A 22,404-nucleotide genomic window follows, 5' to 3' on the forward strand; every position below is an offset into this window, starting at 1 on the left:
GCCGCGGTGGCCGGCAGTTCCGGTTCGATGTCCTCGCCGTCGAGGGAACGCCAGGTGCCGACCTTCTTCGCGCCCTTGACCCGCCGGGCCGCGTCCGCGGCGGAGATCCGCAGGGTTCCGACCAGGAAGTCGTTGATCGAGCGGCACCCGAGCTCCTCCGGGACCCGTCGTTCGACGGTCTCGACAATCATTCGATGGCCGACGGCAGTGGCCTTGCGCAGGACGGTTTCGATGCGCTGGAAGAACTCGACCAGATCGTTGTTCGACAAGCCGGTGAGGTCGTCCTCGAGCAGACCGTCCACCGCGGCGTCGAGCGCGGCAAGCCGCGCCCCGACCTCGCCCCCTCGCACCCCCATCGAAAGCATGTTCGAATCGTAGCGAAGGGGTCCGACAGAAAGCACTGAACGAGTCGACCGCCGGAATTCCGTCTAAGGTGACTGCACATGGAGCCATCCGAGGTGCCCGCGGTCCAGGCAACCTACCGCTTGCAATTGCGGGGCGACGGGCTGCGATTCGACGACGCCGCAGCGCTCGTCGACTACCTCGCCGAACTCGGGATCAGCCACCTCTACCTGTCCCCCGTACTCACCGCAACGGTCGGATCGACCCACGGCTACGACGTCACCGACCCGGCCACGGTCTCCGATGCGCTCGGCGGCCTAGCCGGGCTCGAAGCACTCGCCGCTCGCGCCCGCTCCCGCGGCATGGGCCTGGTGATCGACATCGTGCCTAACCACGTCGGCGTCGCCGACGCCCGCCAGAACCGCTGGTGGTGGGATCTGCTCCAGCACGGGCAGCAGTCCCGGTACGCCCGGCACTTCGACGTCGACCGGGAATCCGATGGTGCCGACGGGAAGATCGCGCTGCCCGCACTGGGCTCCGGCGACGGCCCCGACGACCTGACGGTGGATCGCACCGGGCCGGAACCCATGCTCGCCTACTACGACAAGCGGTTTCCCGTCGCACCCGGCACCGACACCGGAACCGCCGCCGAAGTACACGAGCGGCAGGCGTACCGGTTGGTGCCGTGGGACTCGGGACTCGTCGGCTATCGGCGGTTCTTCACGATCGACGATCTCGCGGCGGTGCGCGTCGAGGATCCCGTCGTGTTCGACGATGCGCACGTACAGGTCGCCGAGTGGGTGGCGGACGGACTTGTCGACGGAATCCGGGTCGACCACCCGGACGGTCTCGCGGACCCGACCGGATATCTCGTCCGGTTGCGAGCGCTGCTCGGGCCGGACCGCTGGCTGGTGATCGAGAAGATCCTCGGCGCCGACGAACCGCTCGATCCGACGCTGCCGGTGGACGGCACCACCGGGTACGACGCATTGAACGAGCTCGCAGCCGTATTCGTCGATCCGCGAGGCGAATCGGCTCTGACCGAACTGTCCCGCAGGTGTACCGGCACGGCCGAGGACGCGGCATGGTTCCACGAGCAGGAGGTGCAGTCGAAACGCGCCGTCCTGACCGAGGGACTGGCACCGGAGGTTCGCCGGCTCGTGCGTGCGGTGCGGCGCGACGGAGGCACGGCCGGTGTCGACTCGGATGCGCTGCGTGAGGCGGTGGTCGCGGTCGCGGCGGCGCTGCCGGTGTATCGGGCGGATTATGCGCCGCTCGCCGGCATGCTGCCGCGGATCGTCGGCGAGGTCGCGGGTGCTCGCCCCGAACTCGAGGCAGCGCTGCAACTGCTCGTCCGGGCGTTGTCCACCGGAGGGGAAGCGGTGGCCCGGTTCGGCCAGGTGTGCGGCGCCGCGACCGCGAAGGCGGTGGAGGACCGACTGTTCTACCGTGCCTCCCGGCTGATCTCGTTGCAGGAGGTCGGTGGGCAGCCGGGAGGGTTCGCGATGCCGGTCTCGCAGTTCCATCTGGCGTGGCAGGAGCGGGCACGGCGGTGGCCGCAGGCGATGACCGCCCTGTCGACACACGACACCAAACGCAGCGAGGACGTCCGCGCCCGCATCTCGGTGCTCTCCCAGGTCGCAACGCAGTGGGCCGCTCACCTGGCCGAGTGGAACGGTCTCGCACCGAGTCCCGACCCCGCCTTCGGATCCTTCCTGTGGCAGACCCTGTTCGGAGTGTGGCCCGAGGACGGGGTGGTCACCACCGAGCTACGCGGACGGGTCCACGAGTACGCGCGAAAGGCACTGCGGGAAAACGGGACACGAACGACGTGGACGCAGGTCGACGACGGGTTCGAGGCTGCGGTCGCGGGCTGGATCGACGCCGTGATCGACGGTCCGGTACACGACGCGATGACCTCGTTCGTCGACTCGGTCTCCCGGCACGTCGCGGCGGTGTCGCTCGGCCAGAAGTTGCTGCAACTGCTCGGACCGGGGATTCCCGACGTGTACCAGGGCACCGAACTGTGGGACGACTCGCTCGTCGATCCCGACAACCGGCGCCCGGTGGACTTCGACGCCCGCCGCCGACTGCTCGCCCACCCCGAGGCGGCGCCGCCGAAGTTCCGGGTCGTGCGCGAGGCGCTGCACCTGCGCCGGGCGCGGCCGTCGAGTTTCGTCGGCGGCGCGTACGTGCCGCTGGTCGCGGCGGGTCCCGCCGCCGGCCATGTCCTGGCATTCGGACGCGGACCGGCCGCCGACGACCTCGACGTCGTCGCGGTGGCCACGCTCCACACCGTGGCACTCGGCGACATCGGCTGGGAGGAAACGGTTCTCGATCTTCCGTCGGGAAGCTGGACGGATCGGCTCACCGGCCGGGCCTTCACCGGCTCGGTACGCCTGAGCGAGATCCTCGGCACCCTGCCGGTCGCGGCCATCGCCCGCGACGACGGGTGAACATCGCCCGCGACGGGACGGACCGAAGGTGTCCTCTCGCGGACGATCGTCCGTACTGTCGAACCTTCGTTACGAGCGCCTCGCGGGAGTGCTAGGTTTCACACATGACCGCGGAGGGGGCCGCTGTGTCCACACGTACCGTCGCTCGTCAGTGCACCCTGTGTGAGGCGCACTGCGGAATACGCGTCACCGTCGACCACGACAGGGTCACCCGCATCGAGGGCGATCCCGATGACGTGCTCTCGCACGGCTACATCTGCCCGAAGGCCACCGCGCTCGCGGGTCTGCACCACGACCCGGACCGGCTCCGGCGCCCGATGCGACGCGTCGGCGACGGCTTCGAGGAGATCGGCTGGAACGAGGCGTTCGCGCTGGCCGGCGAACGGTTGCGCGCCGTCCGGCGACGGCACGGTCGCGACGCGATCGCGATGTACCTGGGCAACCCGGCCGCACACAGCTCGTCGGCCGTCTACGGCATCGCGCTGCGTATCGCCCTCCTCACCCGCAAGTTCTACTCGGCATCCTCGATCGATCAGTTCCCGCAGGAGTTCGCGGCGTGGAAGATGTTCGGCTCGAACGTGCTGATGCCGATCGCGGACGTCGACCGCACCGACCGGCTGCTGATCCTCGGGGCCAATCCCGCGGTGTCCAACGGCTCGATCACCACGATGCCCGACGCCCGCGGCCGCATCGCCGCGATCCGGCGCCGCGGTGGATCCGTGGTCGTCGTCGACCCGCGGCGCACCGAGACGGCGCGGCTGGCGGACGAGCACGTCGCGGTGCGTCCGGGCGGCGATCCCTACCTGCTGCTCGGCATGCTGCACACGATCCTCGCCGACGGCACCGGCCCGGCATCCGGCACCGTGCCGCTGACCGGCATCGAGGACCTCGCCGAGCTGGTCGCACCCTGCACGCCCGAGGCGATGGCGCCCCGCGCCGGGGTGGACGCGGACACCATCCGGCGCCTGGCCCGCGACCACGCCGCGGCCCGGTCCGCGATCGTGTACGCCCGCATCGGTGTCTGCCATCAGGTCACCGGCACCCTCACCCACTGGCTGGTGAACACGCTCAACGCCGTGACCGGAAATCTCGACCGGCCGGGCGGCCAGATGTTCGCGACGCCACCGATCGACGCGGCCCGTCTCGTGCGGCGACTCGGTTCGGGATACGGCCTGTGGAGCAGCCGCACCGGCGAGCACAAGTCGTTCCGGACGGAACTGCCCGTGGTGGGCCTGGCCGACGAGATACTCGGCGACGGCCCGGGTTCCGCCGGCCCCGTCCGCGCGCTGGTCACCTACGCCGGAAACCCGGTGCTGTCCACCCCGCAGGGAGGCCGTCTCGACGAGGCCCTCGAGGGTCTCGACTTCTTCGTCGCGGTCGACATGTACCTCACCGAGACGTCCCGGCACGCCGACCTGATCCTTCCGCCGGTGTCCCACCTCGAACGCGAGGAATTCGACTTCCTGTTCCCGGTCTTCTCCGTCCGCAACAACGCACGGTTCAACGCCCGGGTGTTCGAGCCGGCGGCGGACGCGCTCGAGGACTGGCAGATCCTGTCGCGCCTGACCCTCGAGGTGCTTCCGCTTCCGCTGCGGTCGCGGCTGACTCGTCCTCTCCGCGCCCTGCTCGATCGAGTCAGCCCACTGCGGCTGGGTGCGCTCGGTGTCCTGACCGGCCCGCACGGTGTGCTGCGCCACGGGCGTCGGGGGTTGACGCTCGGGAAGATCCGGCGCTCCCCCGGAGGAGTCGACCTCGGGCCGCTGCAACCGCGGCTGCGGTCGCTGCTGGCCACCCGGGACCGCCGCGTGCACGTGGCGCCGCCGGAGTTCGTCGACGAAACACGCCGCCTGCTCGCCGAGACCGAGAAGCCGTCGCAGGAAACGGAATTCGACCTACGCCTGATCGGACGCCGCCACCTGCGATCGAACAACTCGTGGCTGCACAACATTCCGACGATGGTCAAGGGCCGCGACCGGTGCACGGTCCTGATGCATCCCGACGACGCCGCGTCCCGGTCGCTCGTCCACGGCCAGCCGGTGACCGTGCGCTCCCGGATCGGCAGCATCGTGGTGCCCGTCGAGGTCAGCGACGAGATCCGGGCCGGTACCGTCGCGATTCCGCACGGCTGGGGTCACGATGAGAAGGGTGTCGGCTGGTCCACGGCCGCCGCCCACCCCGGCGCCAACGTCAACCTGCTGCACGATCCGGCGGTCACCGACACCTTCACCGGCAACGCCGCCGTCAACGCGACGATGGTGAACGTGGCCGCGACGACCACCGCGGGCACCGCCGTCAGACCGTCCGATTGACCGTGCGGATGCCGACCCACAACCCGACCGCGCAGGTCGCGAACGCGGCGGCGAAACCCCACGCGACCTCGCTGTCCCACAGCGTGCCGGTGAACAACGCACGCTCGGCGTCGACGATGTAGGTCAGCGGGTTCACCTTGGCCGCCGCCTGCATCCACGCGGGACCCGAGTCGAGCGGCAGCATCATGCCGGCGAGCAGCAGCAGGGGGAAGATCACGGACTGCTGGACGCCCCAGAACAGCCACTCCCGGCCCTTCGCGGCCAGGCCCAGCGCGTAGGACAGCGCACCGAGACCGATCCCGAAGATGCCCAGGATCAACAGGCCCACGAGCACCTGGATCGGATGGAAGGCCAGGCCGAACGGGATCGCGGCGACCGTGATGAGCAACGCCTGCCCGACGAGCGGTGCGAACTCCTTCAGTGCGCGGCCGACGAGGATGGACGAGCGGTCCAGTGGTGTTGCGAGGATGCGTTCGTAGGCACCGGTCATCAACTCGTACAGCAGGTTGCCGCCGACCATGCCGGTGCCGAAGATCGCGATCATCACGAGCACACCGGGCAGGAACCACTGCAGCGCCGTATCCCCACCGATGCCACCGGCGCCGAGCATGCCATCCAGCAGCGGACCGAACAACGCGAGGAACACCAGCGGTTGCAGCAGCGAGAAGATCAGCGTGAACGGATCGTGCAGTACGACGAGGATCTCGCGCGTGAACACCGCCCCGGTGTCGTGGAGCCACTTGCGTAACCGCGAGCGATCTTCGAGGGCATAGGATTCGGCCGCGGTCCGGTCGATCACGTAGGTCATGCCGCCTCCTCGCGCAGGGACCTGCCGGTCAGATTGAGGAACACGTCGTCGAGCGACGCGGGTTTCACGTCGGTCGAGGTGACGGACACGCCCGCGGCGTCCAGGGCTCGCATCAGCGGCGGAACCAGTTCGGGGCCGTTGCGTGTGCTGAGTGCGAGCCGCACCGCGCCCGTGCCGGTCACCGATTCGGTCACGGAGACGACGGCGGACGGCAGCACCGACCGTGCGGTCGCCGGGCTCTGCCCCGCGGCCAGTTCGACGGTGACGACATCGTCGGCGTAGTCCCGTTCGAGCACCTCGGGTGCGGCGTCTGCAATGACGGTGCCGTGGTCGATCAGCACGATCCGCTCGGCCATCGCGTCGGCCTCGTCGAGGTAGTGAGTGGTGAGCAGCAGCGTCATACCGTTCTCCTCACGCAATCGCAGGACGTGCTCCCACAGATTCGCGCGGGCGTGCGGGTCGAGGCCGGTGGTGGGCTCGTCCAGGAACAGCAGGCGCGGATGGTTCATCAGGCCCATCGCGACGTCGAGCCGGCGGCGCTGTCCGCCCGAGAGGGATTGCACGGTGCGCTTCTCCAGACCGGTCAGTTCCAGCGCTTCGAGCAGGTCCGCGGCACGTCGTTTCGCGACGTCGCCGGGGACGGAATAGAACCGCGCCTGGTTCCGCAGTTCGTCGCCGACCCGGTACGAGTAGCCCCCGGCGTTGCCCTGTCCGACGTATCCGATGCGGGCCCGCACTGCGGCCGGCTCGCGCACGACGTCGCGGCCGGCGACCTCGGCGGTGCCGGAGGTCGGCGTCAGCACAGAGGTGAGCATCCTGATGGTGGTGGACTTTCCGGCGCCGTTGGGGCCGAGGATCGCCACGAGTTCCCCTTGGGCGACATCGAGGTCGATGCCTTTGACCGCCTCGACGGTCTCTTTCCTGCGGCGAAAGGTCTTGGTCAGTCCCCTCGCCCGAATCGCGTTTCCCGTACGGTGTACCGATTCAGTCACAGATTTGACGGTACGCTGTACGAAAAGCACGCGCAACGGCATCTTCCGAGGAGTTCGAGTGGTCGAGATCGATCCGGCCGACAACACCACACCCCCGGCGGGCGACAAGCGATTCGCACCCTTGTGGGAACCGCCGGCAGCTCCGACGCGTGGCCGGCCCGCGCGCGTGAACCGCACGCAGATCGTCGACGCCGCGGTCGCGATCGCCGACGAGCGCGGACTCGACGCGGTGTCGATGCGCTCGGTCGCGCGGGCGCTCGGCGTCGGCACGATGACCCTCTATTCGCATGTGCCGTCCCGGGACCATCTGATCGATGCCATGATCGACCGCGCCTACGCCGACCTCGCACTGCCCGACCCGGAACTGCCGTGGCGCACCGCGCTCGAAACCTATGCGCGCGGGTACTTTTCGCTGCTGCGGACCCATTCCTGGCTCCTCACCGTGAACACCTGGCGAATGCCGTTGGCACCCCACGTCTTCGACGCGGACGAGGCCGCCTTCCGGATCCTCGTCGACACCGGTCTGACCGCGAACCAGGTCGTGGAGACGATCGGCATCGTGCGCCAGGCCGTGTCCGGGTTCGCGCGCGCCGCCGCTGCGGAGATCGCCGACGAACGCGACCAGGGCACCGACTACGAGGCGTACTGGTCCGCGCAGACCGACTTCTGGGAGAACACCTTCGACCCGGCCCGCTACCCGACGATGACGCGGTTGTGGACGATGGGGGCGTTCGACGACGCCGCCACTCCGTTCGAACTGCGCATCGGCGGGCTGCTCGACACCATCGAGCTGCTCATCGAGCGGGCCGGTGGCTCCGGCAGCGCTGTCCCGTCGTTCGACGAGTGCGTGCGCATGTCCGGACCCGACCCTGCCGGGTGTGCGGACGTCGACACAGCCGACGCTTGAGCCCCGAGCTTCCGCACTCCCCCGCCGGCCTACGCAGACGTCAGCGCAGCCGGAGCAGACTCATCGCCATCGCCGTCCCGGATCCCCCGAGTTCGCTGGTGTACCGGCGGATCACGTCGATGTCGTCCGCGTGGGTCACCCTCGGCGACCCTGCGACGACACGCGCCTCCGCGATGCGCCGGGCCAGTTCCGTGCGCTGCTGCACGGCGGCGACAATGCCGGCGTCGAGCCGGTCCATCTCGTCGTAGAGCCGGTCGACCTCGAGTTCGGCGAGGGTGGGTCTGATGATCGCAGTCACGTCGTTTTCTCCTTCTGGTGATGGGTACGGGTTTCGGTCCGACCGGGTGGTCAGCACAGGGCGCGGCGGTACCGGCGTGCGAGCGGGATCGCGCATCCGCCGATCAGGACGACCGACCACGCGAGTATCCGGACCAGCGGTTCGGCGACGGGACCACCGAGCGAGAACGCCTGCATGGTCTCGACCGCCGCGGTCATCGGCTGGTTCTCCACCAACGGTCGGATCCAGCCGGGATAGGCGGTCACCGGAACGAAACCCGGGTTGAAGAACAGCAACAGCGTGCACAGGAGCGAAACAGCCTCGACCACACCGGTATTCGACCAGGTCAGACCGATGGTGGTGACGAGGACCGCGAAGCCGACGCCGAAGATCACCGGTACAGCCACGAATCCGAGCGCGGCGAGAGCCCCGGCGTGGAACCGGAATCCGAGTGCTGTCCCGACGGCCAGGATCACCGTGGTGGTCGCGGCGATCCGCACCGCCTCCGCAACCGAGCGCGACAACAACGCCGACGCCCGGTGGACCGGCAGTGTCCACAGCCGTCCCGGCAGGCCCGCCTCGCATTCACGACGGAGGTTGATCGTTCCGGCGAGCGAACCGAGCAACGCGCTCATCACCGCGACCATGGGTACCGTGCCGTACAGCGCGTCGTGACCGGCGAAGGCCGTGACCTGCCGGCCCAGCACGACGTCGAGCATCACCAGCATCGCGACCGGATAGGCGAGGGTCTGGACCACGGTCATGGGGTCCCGGCGCCAGCGGGTGAGCAGTCGGCGCGACTGCAACCAGGTGTGCGGCAGCAGCATCCGGATCGAGTTCTCCGCCGCGGGAACGATTGTCGTCACAGGAATCCCCTGAGTCGTGGGGGTGCCGGTCGTCGTGGTCATGCTCGCCTCCCGGTGACGCGCACCGCCATCCATCCGACGATCCCGAGCAGGGCGCACAGCCACAGCAGCGTCGGAACCAGCAGGTGGGCGTCGAAATTGCCGTCGGCCAGTGCGCGCAGCGTGATCGTGAACTGGGAGACCGGCTGATTGCGCACGATCGGCTGGGCCCACTGCGGAAACTGTTCGAGGGGAAGGAATCCGCACGAGAACATGCCGAGGACAAGTTGTGGAACGGCCAGCGCGCGAGTGGTGGCCTCCGGGCTGCGTGAGAGTGTGCCCAGGACGTCGGCGGCGAGTGTGAGGATCACCCCGATCGCCAGTGCTGCCGTGCAGAACGCCACCGCGGCGGTGGGTCCGGCATCGAAACGGAAGCCGATCACGTGGCCGCACACCACGGCAACGGCGACCGCGAGCACGCAGCGCACGGTGCTCGCCGAGACCCGTGCGGTGACCGGGACGACCGCGGGTATCGGCATCGCCGCGAACCGCCGGTCGACGCCGCGCACCGCGTCGGTGGCCGCGACGAACGCGGCGGTGATCGCCGTGAACGACACCGCCTGCAGGGCGATCAGCGGCATGAGGAACCGCCCGTATTCGACGGTGCCGCCGGAGAACCGCGTGATCACCGCGTGCAGCGGGACGTAGAAGCCGAGGGTGAACACGATCGGCGCGATCAGCGCGGTCAACATCGATCCGCCGCGCAGCGCCGATCCCAGCCCACGGGCCGTGAGCACCCACCACTGGCGGATCGGTGTGCTTTCGGGGGCGAGGCTGGTCATGCCGCGACCTCCAGCGGTGCCGTTTCGCTTCCGGTAAGGGTGAGGAACACCTCGTCGAGCGACGGGCGGCGCAGCGCGATGTCCGCGATCTCGATGCCCCGCGCCGCGACCGCAGCGGCGACCCGGGCGAGGGTGCCGGCCCCGTCGGGGGCGGGCACCGCGACCCGGTCGGCTCCGATCTCGACCGCTCCGTAGGTGAGGGTGCGGACAACGTCTGCAATCGCGGTGACGTCGCCGGGGCGCAGCGGCACCACCTCGCAGAAACTGCCGCCGACGCGGTCCTTGAGTCGGACGGCGGTGTCGTCGGCGACGACGACACCCCGATCCACGACGACGATGCGGTCGGCGAGCAGGTCCGCTTCCTCGAGGTATTGCGTGGTCAGCAGCGTCGTGATGCCCTGCGCCTTGAATCCGGCGACCAGGTCCCACACGCGTTGCCGGCTGCGCGGGTCGAGCCCGGTGGTGGGTTCGTCGAGAAACACCACCTGGGGTGGGACGACGAGGCCGCAGGCGATGTCGATGCGGCGGCGCATGCCGCCGGAGTACCGGCCGACGGGGCGGTCCGCGGCGTCATCCAGGTCGAATTCCGCGATCAGTTCCCGGGCGCGGGCGCGGGCGGCGCGTCGTCGCATGCCGAGGAGCCGCGCGAACAGCACGAGGTTCTCGAATCCGGTGAGCGAGTCGTCGAGCGCGGCGTACTGGCCGGTGAGCATGATCGATCGCCGGACTCCGGCCGCGTCGGTGACCACATCGTGCCCGGCGACGACGGCCCGCCCGGAATCCGGGCGCAGGAGTGTCGCGAGGATGTTCACCACGGTGGTCTTGCCGGCCCCGTTCGGTCCGAGGACCCCGAGCACCTCACCGGGGGCCGCGGCGAAGCTCACTCCGCGCAATGCCTCGACCGGGCCGAAGCTCTTGGTGACATCTTCGACGAGCAGCGACTGTGTACGGTCCGGCACGGGGTCCTCCTGGCTGACGGCGGAAAGGCGTGATGTCCACGCTCTCCCGGCCGCGTCCTCCGCGATACCCACCCCAGAGGTGGTCCGCCACCACCTCGGCGACCTCCCTTCCCGGCAGCTGCTACTGCCGTCCTTCGAGCGGATCCTTCCGCCAGAGCAGGGCGTGCAGGCATTCGACGGCCTCTTCGGGGTCGGCGACGGCCAGCACGCCGGGGCCGGGCATCTGCCAGCCCCCGATCGACACGACGGGAACACCGGTCCGGACCGCCAGCGCGATCTCGCTCATGGTGCCCCAGCTTCCTCCGACCGCGATCAACGCGTCGCTGCTGCGCACGAGCAGGGCGTTGCGCATCTCCCCCATCCCGGTGGGTATCGACACCGTCAGGTAGGGGTTGCCGTCGAGCCGTTCGTCACCGGGCAACAGACCGATCGTGGTGCCGCCGGCCTCGATCGCGCCGCGGGACGCCGCCGCCATCACCCCGCCCAATCCGCCGGTCACGACCACTGCGCGCCGCCCGGCCAGCAATCCGCCGACGCGACGGGCGACGCGGCGCTGCTCCGGGGTGGCGTCGCCGGGTCCGACGACGCCGACATACCGCTGCTCGTGCATTTTTCGATTGTCCACCAACCCAAGGTGTTGTGGAGTCCACTCCGGGGTTGCGGACTTCCACCGCCGGGATCGGTCGTGGTCACCGCGGTGCCGGGCGCACCCTGATCGCCATGACCACCATTCGCAGTGCCCGGCTCGTCCGGCGCGTCACGGTACTTGCGGACGACGGGGTGCCGCTGGCCGTCCGGGAGGTCGGAGCCGCCATCGCGCCGCTGACGGTCCTGTTCGTACACGGTCACTGCAATCACACGGAAAGCTGGTCGCCGCTGCGGGATTCGCTTCTGCGGCTGACGGGCTCGTCGGTGCGGATGGTGTTCTTCGACCACCGCGGGCACGGCCGCTCCGGTGGCGCTCCCGCCGAGACGTACACCGTCGAGCAGCTGGGCCGGGATCTCGGGGCGGTGCTGAACGCGGTGGCGTCCGGCCCGGTCGTGCTGGTCGGGCATTCGATGGGCGGCATGGCGATCCTGTCGTACGCGCGGCAGCATCCGCACGAGATCGGCCGCCGGGTGGCGGGGATCGGCCTGATCGCGACGGCAGCGGGCGATCTGCACCGGTCCGGTCTCGGGCGGTACCTGCACAGCCCGGCGGTCGAGCTGTTCCACCGGGCGGTGACGCGGGCGCCGCGCATCATGCAGCGAACGATCCGGTTCGGGGGACGCGTCGGCGCGTTGCTGGTGCCGCCGGCGGACCGTCCGGGCTCGGAGGGTCGCTGGGCTGCGTTGCTGAAGGTCCTGCACAGCGATACGTCGGTGGTGACGATGGCCGGGTTCCTGCGGTCGTTCGCGGCCCTCGACGAGTCGGCGGCCCTGACGGTGCTCGCGGCGGTACCGGCACTGGTGCTGTGCGGTTCCGCCGACGAGTGGACCCCGTTCGAGTTGTCGTCCGGGCTGGCATCGCGGCTGCCGCTCGCGGAGCTGGTGCGTGTCGACGGGGCCGGGCACTCGGTGATCGGCGAGCGGGCCGACGAGGTCGCGCAGGCGCTGGCGGGCCTGCTGCGGAGGGTCGCCTGAGCAGGCCGGCCGGGAGTCGTCTCAGAGATCCCGCTCGGTGATGACGCCGCTGTGCAGGGCCAGCTCGGCGAGCCGCACCCGCTTGAGGTTCTGCGGCAGATCCTCGACACCGAATTTGGTGAACAACGCGCGCAGGTGGGTCTTGACGGCGTCGACGCTCAGGTAGAGCTCCGCGGCGATCGCCTGATTCGAGGCGGGGGTGGCGAACGCGGCGCCGTGCTTGTACGGGCGGCACAGGGCGACCAGCACATTGCGCTGGGTTTCGGTGACGGAGCGGACCGTCGGCAACTCCGAGGCGACCCGGGTCGCCTCGTCCGGCCCGACCCCGATCTCCTGGAATGTCAACCGGATAGAGCCGATGCGGATGCTGTCGCCTTCCCGCAGTCGCCGTCGCCCGGTGATGCGCTCACCGTTGACGAACGTTCCGTTGCGCGACAATCCGTCGTCGACGATCGTCCAGTGCGTCCCGAGCCATTCGACGACCGCATGCAGCCGCGACACCTCCTCGTCGCCGGTGAACGGCACATCCGAGTCCGGTGACCGGCCGATCGTGACACGCGGTGTCGCGGGCGACAGTTCGAAACGATGTTGCCGGCCCTGCTTGTCGATGTAGCTCAGTCGTGACTCGATACCGACGCTCACTGCGACCTCCCGGAGACGGAATCCATCGTGCCCGTCACCGATTGACTCGGCAAGGGCCGCGATAATGGGTGTCGTGAACCGTCGACGTACCCGAGTCCCTGCCGCTGATTCCCCGTGCCCGTGTGGTCGCGGAGTGCCGTTCGGGGAGTGCTGTGGCCCGTTGCTCGACGGCGCGGCCGCACCGACCGCCGAGCGGCTGATGCGGTCCCGGTACACGGCGTTCGCGGTCGGGAACGCCGAGTATCTCGAGCGCACGTGGCATCCGAGCGCCCGTCCGACCCGGCTCGAGCTGGATCCGGATCAGCGGTGGACGGGACTCGAAGTGCTGCGCACGACCGGCGGTGGTTTCCTGCACACCGAGGGCACCGTCGAGTTCCGCGCCCACTACACGTACAACGGCATCGAGGACACCCTGCACGAGCACAGCCGATTCGTGCGGGAGGACGGCCGCTGGTTGTATCTCGACGCCCTGTCCTGATCCGGCATCCCCGAGGAGGATCGACGTGTCGTTCACCGAGGAAGAGATCGCCTATCTGCAGTCACAGCCGCTGGCACGCCTCGCGACCGTCGGCCCGGACGGTCAACCCGATGTCGTGCCCGTCGCATTCGAACTCGACGGCACGTACCTGTGGATCGGCGGCGTCGGCGAGGCGGTCCGGACCACCCGCAAGTTCCGCAACATCCTGGCCGGCAACGACAAGGTCGCGATCGTCGTCGACGATCTCGTCTCGTTCGAGCCGTTCGTCGCGCGATCGATCCGGATCTACGGCCGCGCCGAACCACCGATCGAACGGGTCGGCATGGTCGGGCCGGGCGTCTACTCCCGGATCACGCCGACGATCTCGTGGAGCTGGAACCTGTCCGGCGAACCCGCCGGGAGCGAGTGGTACGAGCCGCGGCGGACGGTGCACAGTCCACCTGCGGACGCCTGAACTCAGCGCAGCAGCGTCGCGCGCAGGGTACCGGTCAACCACGTTCGGTACTGCTCGACGTCCCAGCCGCACGTTCGGCGCAGCAGCGCGTGCACCTGGGGCGAGCTGAGCGTGAAGAGCACGTCCGCGGCGTGCTCGACGCTCACCCCGTCCCGGAGCAGGCCGCTCGCGCGCAGGCCCTCGGCGATGGTGCGGGCGTTCTCAGCGGTCGCGCGGGCGTCCTCGTCCGCGAAGCGCCGCATGTCCTCGTCGGCGCCCGAGGACTCGATCGACGTCATGAGCAGACCGCCGGCCCGTTCGAGTATGTCGGTGCCGAATCCGACCACGTGCTCGAGGATCAGGTCGGCGTCGGAACCCCCGTGCGCGACCTCCCGTCGCGCCGGGACGGCGGGGTCACCGGTCCCGGCGACCGCGTCGTCGAGTGCTTCACGGAACAGTTCCGACTTGCCGCCGGGGAACGCCGTGAACACCGTCCGGACCGCGACCCCGGCCTCGTCGGCGATCTGCTTGACCGTGGTGCACACGTAGCCGTCGCGGACGAAGAGCCGCGCCCCCGCGGCACGGACGGCGGCGCGGGTGCGACGAGCGGCTTCTTCCCGAAGCGGGGACTTGTACGTCCTCTTCCCGGTGTTCTCGGACATCGCGAGCAACCCTAGCCCATCGGATGCATCCCGAATGCATCCGAATCGGGGGCATCCGAATCGGGTGAAGCTGCGCGCATCTCGCGGACCGTGCATGCTGGACCCGTGCACACCTTCGAGGTCTGGGCCCCCGTCCCCGAGTCCGTCCGACTGCACCTCGACGGCACCGTCCATCCGATGCAGCGCGACGAGCACGGCTGGTGGCGCGCCGAGGTCGATGCCTCCCCCGGCGCCCGCTACGGCTTCGTCGTGGACGAGGACGCGACGGCGCTGCCGGATCCGCGTTCGCCCCGGCAGCCGGACGGGGTGCACGGCCTGTCGCAGCTGCACCGGCTCGATCCCGCGGTCTGGACGGACTCGTCGTGGACCGGTCGGCAGCTCCCGGGCAGCGTCGTCTACGAACTGCACATCGGCACGTTCACCGAGGCCGGCACGCTGGACGCGGCGATCGAGCATCTCGACGAACTCGTCGAGCTCGGGGTCGGCTTCGTCGAACTCATGCCGGTCAACGCGTTCAACGGCACCCACGGCTGGGGTTACGACGGGGTGCTCTGGTACGCGGTGCACGAGCCGTACGGCGGGCCGGACGCGCTGCAGCGCTTCGTCGACGCCGCACACGCGCGCGGACTCGGAGTCGTACTCGACGTGGTGTACAACCATCTGGGCCCGTCCGGAAACTATCTGGGCCGTTTCGGTCCCTATCTGACCGGCGGCGCGGGAACCTGGGGTGAGACGGTGAACCTCGACGGCCCCGGGTCCGCCGAGGTGCGCCGCTACATCATCGACAACGCCCTGCGCTGGTTCCGCGACTTCCACATCGACGCACTGCGGCTCGACGCGGTCCACGCGCTCGTGGACCACACCGCCACCCACGTACTCGAGGATCTGTCGACCGAAACCTTCAGGCTGTCCGTACATCTGGGTCGCCCGCTGACGTTGATCGCCGAGAGCGACCTCAACGATCCGCGCCTGATCACTCCGCGCTCGGCGGGTGGCTACGGCCTGCACGCGCAGTGGGACGACGACATCCACCACGCAGTGCACGCGGCGGTGTCCGGCGAAAGGCAAGGGTACTACGGAGATTTCGGCTCGCTCGACTGCCTCGCCCGCACCCTGCAGCACGGCTTCTTCCATGCCGGGACGTATTCGAGTTTCCGCGGTCGCATCCACGGGCGCCCGCTCGACGTGCGCCGCACGCCCGCCAGTTCACTGCTGGCCTACACGTGCACGCACGACCAGGTCGGCAACCGCGCACGCGGCGACCGGCCGGGCCGGTATCTCGATCACGGACAGCTCGCCGTCAAGGCCGCGCTCGTGCTGACCTCCCCCTACACGCCGATGCTGTTCATGGGCGAGGAGTGGGGTGCCGGCACCCCGTTCCGGTACTTCACCTCGCATCCGGAACCGGAACTCGCCGCCGCGGTCGTCGAGGGCCGCAGGCGCGAATTCGCCGAACACGGCTGGGACGTCGAGGACGTGCCCGACCCGCAGGACCCGGAGACGTTCCGGAGTTCGGTCCTGAATCGCGCCGAACGCACCGAGCCCGAGCACGCGCGCCTGCTGGCGTGCTACCGGGACCTGCTCGCGTTGCGGCGGGCCCGCGCCGAGCTGACGGATCCGTGGCTCGAGAACCTCCAGGTCGACTACGACGAGGAGGAACGCTGGATCGTCGTGCACCGCGGGACGATTCGCGTCGCCTGCAATCTCGGAGCCGATCCGGTCACCGTTCCGGTCGGCGGTGTTCCGCTGATGTGGTGGGACGAACCGGTGGTCAACCGGACCCGTTCGGCCGCCCTGATCCCGGGCCACTCGTTCGCGGTGTTCGAGGGCGAAATCGACCACCACGAACGGTGACATCTTCTCAGCGTCGCCGCAGCATCCTCCACGCGAACAGGGCGGTCACCGCGAGGATGACGGCGGTGGCGGCCGAGGCACCGTGCATTCCGGCGACGAAGGCCTCACGACCCTCCACGAGTAGCGCTCCGGCCGCGGACTCCGGCAGGTGTCGTGCCGTCTCCACGAGATTGCCGAGCGTGTCGAGCCCCTCGGTCGACACGAACAGTTCCGCGAGCCGGCCCTGATAGGTCGCGCTGACGACGCTGCCGAGCACCGCCACGCCCAGCGCCATCCCCAGTTCGTACGCGGTTTCGGACACGGCGGACGCCGCGCCCGCCCGGTCCGGTGGTGCTGCGGCCACCACGAGATCGGTGGTGAGCGTCAGCGCGACGCCGACACCCGCACCGACGACGGTGAAACCGGCGACGAACACCCCGGCACCGCCGTCGGCACCGAGCGCCAGCAGTGCCCCGGCACCGGCTGCGGCAGCCGCGAGCGAACCCGCCAGCACCCCACCGATCGGGAGGCGACGGGTCAGCGGTCCGGCGGCGAGCGAGCCGAGCGCACTGGCCGCGGTACCCGGGAGCATGAGCAGTCCGGCGGTCAGCGGGCTCACGTCCAGCACCAGCTGCAGATACTGCGAGCCGAAGAACAGCACCCCGGCGAGCGCGAACACCGACAACAGATTGGCGGCCACGGCGGTCGAGAAGGTGCGCTCGGCGAACAGCGACAGATCCAGCAACGGCGACGACGTAGTGCGTTGCCGGTGGACGAAGAACAGTGCCGCGAGAACGCCGACACTGCCGGCGACGAGGTATTCCGGCTGCAGGCCGTGCAGCGCGGACTCCTTGATCGCGTAGACGAGCGGCAGCACCGCGACCAGCGACGCGATCGCCCCGACGAGATCGAATCGGCCCGGTGCCGGGTCGCGGGACTCGGGGATCAACCGCGGCGCGGCCATCACGAGAATTGCCATGATCGGCAGGTTGACGAGAAACACCGAGCCCCACCAGAAGTGCTCGAGCAGCCATCCGCCGACGATCGGCCCGGCCGCGGCGCCTCCGGCGGCCATCGCGCTCCACACACCGATCGCCAGCGTGCGCTGGCGCGCGTCGGCGAACATGTGCCGGATCAGGCCGAGGGTCGCGGGCATCAGGGTGGCTCCGGCGATGCCCTGTAGCACGCGTGCCGCGATGAGCATCTCGGGGCCGACTGCCCAGGCGGCGAGCACGGAGGCGGCGGCGAAGCCGGTCGCGCCGACGAGCAGCAGGCGGCGGCGCCCGATGCGGTCGCCGAGCACGCCCATCGTCACGAGCAGGCCCGCGACGGCGAACGAGTACACGTCGATGATCCACAGCAGCTGCACCCCGGTGGGGGCGAGATCGGCGCTGATGAACGGCAGGGCGAGATCGAGCACGGTCGCGTCGATCGCAATGAGCAACACGGCGCACGCGAGCACGGCGAGGCCCAGCCAGGTGCGGGCGTCGGCCCTCACGGAGGCAGGGATGGTCGCGGTGCCGGGGTGTTCGCGCATGACTTCTTTCCGAGACTTCGAGAATTTACTTAACCGTCCAGCCGGTACAGTGATTTTCAGGGTAGCAACGAACCGTCCGGCCGGTACAGCGGATTGACTAGGCTCACACCATGGCCTCCGACACCCGCGACCGGATCCTCGACGCACTCGAACGCACACTGCTCGACGTCGGCGTCGCCCAGGTCACTCTCGAAGCGGTGGCCGCGGCCGCCGGTGTCTCGAAAGGTGGTCTGCTCTACCACTTCCCGACCAAGGAAGCGATGCTCGCCGCCATGGTGCGCCGGCTCGGCGCCCGCAGCGACGAGCGACTCGCCGAGGCCGTCGCGGGAGGCACCCGGGTCGCCGAGTGGTACCTGTCCTATCCGGACGACCTGGGTGAGGCCGCGGAGATCTCGCTGTTCCGCTCGATGGTCGCCGCGATGCGCAGCGCCGACGGGCAGCACGACGAGGTGCAGCGGGCCGTCGTCGAGGTGATGCGGTCCTGGGATGACGGACTCCAGGCAGAATTCGACGACCCCGTCGACGCCGAAATCGTGCGACTCGTCGGCGACGGCATCTACCTCGGAGCGTTGCTCGGCCTGCCGCGCACCGACTCCGATCTCCACCACCGAGTGGTCGCTCGGCTGCTCCGCCGCGGCGATCCCGAGGACCCGGAGCGCACTCGCAGAGACCCTGAAACCGCAGGTAGCCAAGAGAATTGAAAGTTTCTCATCGAGGAGTACCGTCGATTACAGGCACACTGCCGAGGTGATCGTCATGAATCTCAAGAAAATTCTCGCGGGTACGTTCCTCACCACCACACTTCTCGTCGCACCGGCCAGCGTTGCCGCCGCGACCCCGGCGTTCGACCCTTCGCCCGGGGTGACCGCCGCGCAGCCCGTCAACGACAACCCGTACAACGACCGGCACGACAAGGACCGGGGCAAGGACTGGAACAACGATTGGAACCGGAAGGACCGGGGCCGGGATTGGGACCGCGGTTGGAACAACCGCTGGGACAACCCGTGGCGCGCGGACTGCTTCTGGTTCGGTCCCTGGCTGGTGTGCAGCCCGTGGTGACCCTGCACAGGGAGTGATCCTGCACAGCGAGCCTGCACACCGTCCCGGTCCCGGTGCCTGGCGCTAGGTCAGGTACCGGTAGGCCGGTGATCCCGGCTCGAGGCGTTGCACTTCGAGCCGGGACGCGTCCATGCGTGCCAGCAGCGGTGCCAGACCGTCGGCGGCGCCGAGTTCGATGCCGACCAGCGCCGCGCCCGTCTCACGGTTGTTGCGCTTGACGTACTCGAACAGCGTGATGTCGTCGTCCGGGCCGAGCACCTCGTCGAGGAACCGGCGCAAGGCGCCCGGCTCCTGCGGGAAGTCCACCAGGAAGTAGTGCTTGAGCCCCCGGTGCACCAGCGACCGCTCGATGATCTCGCCGTACCGGGAGACGTCGTTGTTGCCGCCCGAGATCAGGCACACGATCGTCGATCCCGGCTCCGCGGCGATGTGGTCGAGCGCCGCGACGGACAGCGCACCGGCCGGTTCCGCGATGACGCCCTCGTTCTGATACAGCTCGAGCATCGCGGTGCAGATCGCGCCCTCGTCGACCTGGGTCATCCCGAACGCCGCAGTGCCGAGCGTGTCCTGACGGATCGTCGCGACCAACGGCAGACTCGAGTGCGACACCACCTCGGCGCCGAGCTGCGACACCACCTCGTAGGGCACGTTTCCGATCCGCTGGACCGCGGCGCCGTCGACGAACGGCTCGACCTCCGGCAGCGTCACCGGGCCGCCCGCGACGAGCGCGGCGGTCATGGACGCGGCACCGGCCGGTTCGACGCCGACGATCGAGGTGGTCGGCGACTTCTCGTGCAGGTAGGCCGCGATACCGGCCAACAGCCCCCCGCCACCTACGGGCACGACGACCAGGTCCGGTGCCGCCGGCAACTGCGCGAGGATCTCGCGGGCGATCGTGCCCTGCCCGGCTGCGGTGCGCGCATCGTCGAACGGGGCGACCATCGTCGCACCGGTGCGCTCGACATCGCCGCGGGCCGCTGCGGCCGCGGCATCGAACGTGTCGCCGATCGGGATGAGCTCGACGAACTCGCCACCGTGGACGCGGATCCGGTCGCACTTCTGCTTGGGGGTACGCGCGGGCACATAGATGCGCCCCTTGATTCCCATCGACCGGCACGCGTACGCCACGCCCTGCGCGTGGTTACCGGCACTGGCCGTCACGACGCCGGCAGCCCGTTCTGCGTCGCTGAGCTGGGCCATCACGTTGTAGGCGCCGCGCAGCTTGAACGACCGCACCCGGGTGAGATCCTCACGCTTGAGGTACACGTTCGCGCCGGTCAGCGCGGACAGGCGCGGGCAATGTTCGAGGGGAGTGGGTGCCACCGCCGGGGAAATTCGCTCCGCCGCCGCGTCGATGTCGGCCACGTTCACAACGGGCGTCCGAGTCGGTTCAGCGGTGTGCGGGTAGGTGGTCACCCGTCAATGCTGCCACCCGCCTCGCCGATCATCCAAAGCAGGTCACGTGACCGCGGTGATCTGCGCCGACAATCGCTTGCGGATTCGCAGCGCACACGGTCTACTGACGACATGCCTGGGCCGGTATGGATCGGGCGAGTCCGATCGGCGATGGTCTTCGTGGCGAGTGCGGGCGTCGTCGCGGCCTGCACGTTGCTCCCGGGCGGCGAGGCATCGCCGACGTCGACGCCCGAGAGCGGTCCGGCAGGATCGTCGTCCGACGAGGCAGTTGGAACCGACGAGATCTCCCCTCTCGTCATCGGCGTGGTGGCACCCGACCCGGTCCCCGTGCCGGGCTCGGACGAACTCTTCCACGTGGCCTACGAGTTGACGGTGCTGAACTTCGCCCCGCGGCCCGCCGTCATCACGTCGGTCGAGACGCTCACCACCGACGGCGAGGTCGTGGCCTCGCTGACGGAGGACGAGGTCGCCGCCCGGACGATGATCCTCGCCGACTACGGCGGTGCGGAACCCGTCGCGGACGGCGACCCGGCGATCCGGATCCCGTCGGGTAAGACCGCCCTGCTGGTGCTCGACGACACCTATCCCAGCCGGGATGCCGTTCCCGCGACCGTCACGCATCGGATCACCGCCTCGTTCGGCTCCCCGGAATCGGGCGACGGCGGCGTCGCGGTTCTCTGGCCCGACGAGGTGACGCAGACGGGCGGAACGGTGACGATCTCGACCGAGGAGCCGGTCGTCGTCGGCGCACCGCTCCGCGGGCAGGGGTGGATCGTCGAGAACGGATGCTGCACCCTCAACGCGCATCGCAACGTCCTGCTCCCGGTGGGCGGCCGGATCAACGGGGCCGAGCGGTTCGCGATCGACGTGAGCCGGATCGACGTCGCGGCGACCCGTGAGCACGGCTACGAGCCGGGCGTCGAGGTCGACGGGGATCCGGCACAGAACGAGAACTACCTCGCCTACGGCGCCCCGGTGCTCGCGGTCGCCGACGCCACCGTCGTGGCCGTCCACGCATCCGTTCCCGACACGCCGCCCGGCAAGCTGCCCCTCGGTCCGGGCTTCACGCTCGCCGACCTCGGCGGCAACATGGTCGCCCTCGAACTGGCCCCAGACCTGTTCGCCGTCTACTACCATCTGGCTCCCGGTTCTCCCAGGGTGGAGGTCGGAGACCGTGTGTCCGCCGGGGACGAGATCGCCCGGCTCGGCAATTCGGGCAACTCGTCGGCGGCCCACCTGCACTTCCAGTTGAGCCGCACGCCGCTCATCTTCTCGTCCGACAACGTCCCGTTCGTGCTCGACGAGTTCGGCGTCGTGGGCACGCTCGACGCCGCGAGCGGCGAACTGCTCGACGAGCCGAACCCCGGGCCGCGTCGTGACGCCCTGCCGCTCGTGCTGACCGTCGTCGACTTCGGCTGATCGCGCGGGTGGTGTGGCGACCGGCGGTCCCCTATCTCGGTTCGAGCACGAACACGGGTATCTGCCGGTCCGTCTTCTTCTGGTACTCGGCGTAGTCGGGGAACGCCTCGACCGCGCGTTTCCACCACACGGCCTTCTCGTCGCCGTGGACCTCGCGTGCGGTCATGTCCTTCACCTGGGCACCGTCCCGCAGCTCCACGTGCGGATTCGCGACGACGTTGTAGTACCAGGTCGGGTTCTTCGGTGCACCGCCCAGCGAGGCGACGACTGCGTAGATGCCTTCGTGTTCGACGCGCATCAGCGGCGTCTTGCGCAGCTTGCCGCTCTTGGCGCCCCGGGAGGTGAGGATGACCACCGGCCGGCCCTGCATGGTGTTCCCCTCGGCACCGTCCGAGGATTCGTACTTCTCGACCTGGTCCGCGGCCCATTTTGCCGGGCTGGGTTCGTATTCTCCGATGAGAGGCATACCGACAGTCAACACGTATCTGTGATCCGACACACCCGGTCTGTGATCCGACACACCCGGGGCAAAAAGTTCGTTGACCCGAATTCTCGACTGCGACTA

At 69.4% G+C, this 22,404-nt stretch carries 23 protein-coding genes; 10 read left to right on the forward strand and 13 right to left on the reverse strand.

Going from position 1 to position 22,404, the window contains the following annotated elements:
• The coding region (locus tag ACWDUD_RS27745; RefSeq protein WP_450111400.1) for a DUF222 domain-containing protein at window positions 1-365 on the reverse strand (365 nt) is incomplete at its 3' end.
• 78 nt (window positions 366-443) lie between these two features.
• Here ACWDUD_RS27745 and treY point away from each other — a divergent pair.
• Both treY and ACWDUD_RS27755 read left to right on the forward strand, forming a co-directional pair.
• Window positions 444-2,798 (forward strand): malto-oligosyltrehalose synthase, encoded by a 2,355-nt coding sequence (gene treY / locus ACWDUD_RS27750; protein WP_450111401.1) that lies wholly within the window; start codon window positions 444-446, stop codon window positions 2,796-2,798.
• Between the two features lie 125 nt (window positions 2,799-2,923).
• Entirely contained in the window at window positions 2,924-5,107 is a 2,184-nt protein-coding gene (locus tag ACWDUD_RS27755) for a molybdopterin-dependent oxidoreductase (protein WP_450111402.1), read from the forward strand.
• Here ACWDUD_RS27755 and ACWDUD_RS27760 read toward each other — a convergent pair.
• Window positions 5,091-5,915 carry an ABC transporter permease gene (locus tag ACWDUD_RS27760; RefSeq protein WP_450111403.1) on the reverse strand — a complete coding sequence of 275 codons (825 nt, stop codon included), beginning with the start codon at window positions 5,913-5,915 and terminating at the stop codon, window positions 5,091-5,093. The genes ACWDUD_RS27755 and ACWDUD_RS27760 overlap by 17 nt on opposite strands.
• On the reverse strand, window positions 5,912-6,907 hold the full coding sequence (locus ACWDUD_RS27765) for an ABC transporter ATP-binding protein (RefSeq protein ID WP_248673665.1): 996 nt from the start codon (window positions 6,905-6,907) through the stop codon (window positions 5,912-5,914). The genes ACWDUD_RS27760 and ACWDUD_RS27765 overlap by 4 nt, the downstream gene beginning before the upstream one ends.
• Window positions 6,908-6,965: 58 nt before the next feature.
• Between ACWDUD_RS27765 and ACWDUD_RS27770 the strand changes: the two genes are divergently transcribed.
• Complete coding sequence (locus ACWDUD_RS27770) at window positions 6,966-7,814, forward strand: TetR/AcrR family transcriptional regulator (protein WP_450111404.1); 849 nt, start codon at window positions 6,966-6,968, stop codon at window positions 7,812-7,814.
• 40 nt (window positions 7,815-7,854) lie between these two features.
• Here ACWDUD_RS27770 and ACWDUD_RS27775 read toward each other — a convergent pair whose 3' ends face one another.
• From ACWDUD_RS27775 to ACWDUD_RS27795, 5 genes are all read right to left on the reverse strand, one after another.
• A complete protein-coding gene (locus tag ACWDUD_RS27775) occupies window positions 7,855-8,112 on the reverse strand; it encodes a chorismate mutase (protein ID WP_197253199.1) in 258 nt (85 codons plus the stop codon).
• Between the two features lie 50 nt (window positions 8,113-8,162).
• Window positions 8,163-8,999 (reverse strand): ABC transporter permease, encoded by an 837-nt coding sequence (locus tag ACWDUD_RS27780; protein WP_450111405.1) that lies wholly within the window; start codon window positions 8,997-8,999, stop codon window positions 8,163-8,165.
• Window positions 8,996-9,778: an ABC transporter permease gene (locus tag ACWDUD_RS27785; RefSeq protein WP_450111406.1), complete on the reverse strand. Its 783-nt coding sequence runs from the start codon at window positions 9,776-9,778 to the stop codon at window positions 8,996-8,998. Before ACWDUD_RS27785 ends, ACWDUD_RS27780 begins: the two co-directional genes overlap by 4 nt.
• Window positions 9,775-10,737 (reverse strand): ATP-binding cassette domain-containing protein, encoded by a 963-nt coding sequence (locus tag ACWDUD_RS27790; protein ID WP_450111407.1) that lies wholly within the window; start codon window positions 10,735-10,737, stop codon window positions 9,775-9,777. Before ACWDUD_RS27790 ends, ACWDUD_RS27785 begins: the two co-directional genes overlap by 4 nt.
• A 121-nt stretch (window positions 10,738-10,858) precedes the next feature.
• Window positions 10,859-11,347, reverse strand: coding sequence for a TIGR00725 family protein (locus ACWDUD_RS27795; protein WP_248673661.1), 489 nt, complete (start codon window positions 11,345-11,347; stop codon window positions 10,859-10,861).
• 110 nt (window positions 11,348-11,457) lie between these two features.
• Between ACWDUD_RS27795 and ACWDUD_RS27800 the strand changes: the two genes are divergently transcribed.
• Window positions 11,458-12,360: an alpha/beta fold hydrolase gene (locus ACWDUD_RS27800; RefSeq protein ID WP_450111408.1), complete on the forward strand. Its 903-nt coding sequence runs from the start codon at window positions 11,458-11,460 to the stop codon at window positions 12,358-12,360.
• Window positions 12,361-12,381: 21 nt separating this feature from the next.
• Here ACWDUD_RS27800 and ACWDUD_RS27805 read toward each other — a convergent pair whose 3' ends face one another.
• Window positions 12,382-13,002: an FHA domain-containing protein gene (locus ACWDUD_RS27805; RefSeq protein WP_420751468.1), complete on the reverse strand. Its 621-nt coding sequence runs from the start codon at window positions 13,000-13,002 to the stop codon at window positions 12,382-12,384.
• Between the two features lie 64 nt (window positions 13,003-13,066).
• Between ACWDUD_RS27805 and ACWDUD_RS27810 the strand changes: the two genes are divergently transcribed.
• Window positions 13,067-13,480 (forward strand): YchJ family protein, encoded by a 414-nt coding sequence (locus ACWDUD_RS27810; RefSeq protein WP_450111409.1) that lies wholly within the window; start codon window positions 13,067-13,069, stop codon window positions 13,478-13,480.
• A gap of 25 nt (window positions 13,481-13,505) precedes the next feature.
• On the forward strand, window positions 13,506-13,934 hold the full coding sequence (locus ACWDUD_RS27815; protein ID WP_450111410.1) for a PPOX class F420-dependent oxidoreductase: 429 nt from the start codon (window positions 13,506-13,508) through the stop codon (window positions 13,932-13,934).
• Window positions 13,935-13,936: 2 nt separating this feature from the next.
• On the opposite strand, the gene ACWDUD_RS27820 is transcribed toward ACWDUD_RS27815, so the two are convergent.
• Complete coding sequence (locus tag ACWDUD_RS27820; protein ID WP_450111411.1) at window positions 13,937-14,575, reverse strand: TetR/AcrR family transcriptional regulator; 639 nt, start codon at window positions 14,573-14,575, stop codon at window positions 13,937-13,939.
• Between the two features lie 105 nt (window positions 14,576-14,680).
• On the opposite strand from ACWDUD_RS27820, the gene treZ reads away from it, so the two are divergent.
• Window positions 14,681-16,429 carry a malto-oligosyltrehalose trehalohydrolase gene (gene treZ, locus ACWDUD_RS27825; RefSeq protein ID WP_450111412.1) on the forward strand — a complete coding sequence of 583 codons (1,749 nt, stop codon included), beginning with the start codon at window positions 14,681-14,683 and terminating at the stop codon, window positions 16,427-16,429.
• 7 nt (window positions 16,430-16,436) lie between these two features.
• Here treZ and ACWDUD_RS27830 read toward each other — a convergent pair whose 3' ends face one another.
• Window positions 16,437-17,945, reverse strand: coding sequence for an MFS transporter (locus ACWDUD_RS27830; protein WP_450111413.1), 1,509 nt, complete (start codon window positions 17,943-17,945; stop codon window positions 16,437-16,439).
• A 110-nt stretch (window positions 17,946-18,055) separates the two neighbouring features.
• Here ACWDUD_RS27830 and ACWDUD_RS27835 point away from each other — a divergent pair, with 110 nt between their 5' ends.
• Complete coding sequence (locus ACWDUD_RS27835) at window positions 18,056-18,646, forward strand: TetR/AcrR family transcriptional regulator (RefSeq protein WP_450111414.1); 591 nt, start codon at window positions 18,056-18,058, stop codon at window positions 18,644-18,646.
• Window positions 18,647-18,701: 55 nt separating this feature from the next.
• On the forward strand, window positions 18,702-19,004 hold the full coding sequence (locus tag ACWDUD_RS27840; protein WP_450111415.1) for a hypothetical protein: 303 nt from the start codon (window positions 18,702-18,704) through the stop codon (window positions 19,002-19,004).
• 63 nt (window positions 19,005-19,067) lie between these two features.
• Here the strand turns inward: ACWDUD_RS27840 and ilvA are convergent, their stop codons facing one another.
• On the reverse strand, window positions 19,068-20,420 hold the full coding sequence (gene ilvA / locus ACWDUD_RS27845; RefSeq protein ID WP_197254205.1) for a threonine ammonia-lyase IlvA: 1,353 nt from the start codon (window positions 20,418-20,420) through the stop codon (window positions 19,068-19,070).
• A 111-nt stretch (window positions 20,421-20,531) separates the two neighbouring features.
• On the opposite strand from ilvA, the gene ACWDUD_RS27850 reads away from it, so the two are divergent.
• Window positions 20,532-21,839 carry a M23 family metallopeptidase gene (locus tag ACWDUD_RS27850; RefSeq protein ID WP_450111416.1) on the forward strand — a complete coding sequence of 436 codons (1,308 nt, stop codon included), beginning with the start codon at window positions 20,532-20,534 and terminating at the stop codon, window positions 21,837-21,839.
• Between the two features lie 31 nt (window positions 21,840-21,870).
• Here the strand turns inward: ACWDUD_RS27850 and ACWDUD_RS27855 are convergent, their stop codons facing one another.
• Window positions 21,871-22,305, reverse strand: coding sequence for a nitroreductase family deazaflavin-dependent oxidoreductase (locus ACWDUD_RS27855; RefSeq protein WP_450111417.1), 435 nt, complete (start codon window positions 22,303-22,305; stop codon window positions 21,871-21,873).
• Between the last annotated feature and the right edge of the window lie 99 nt (window positions 22,306-22,404).

The organism is Rhodococcus sp. NPDC003382 (genome assembly GCF_053589135.1).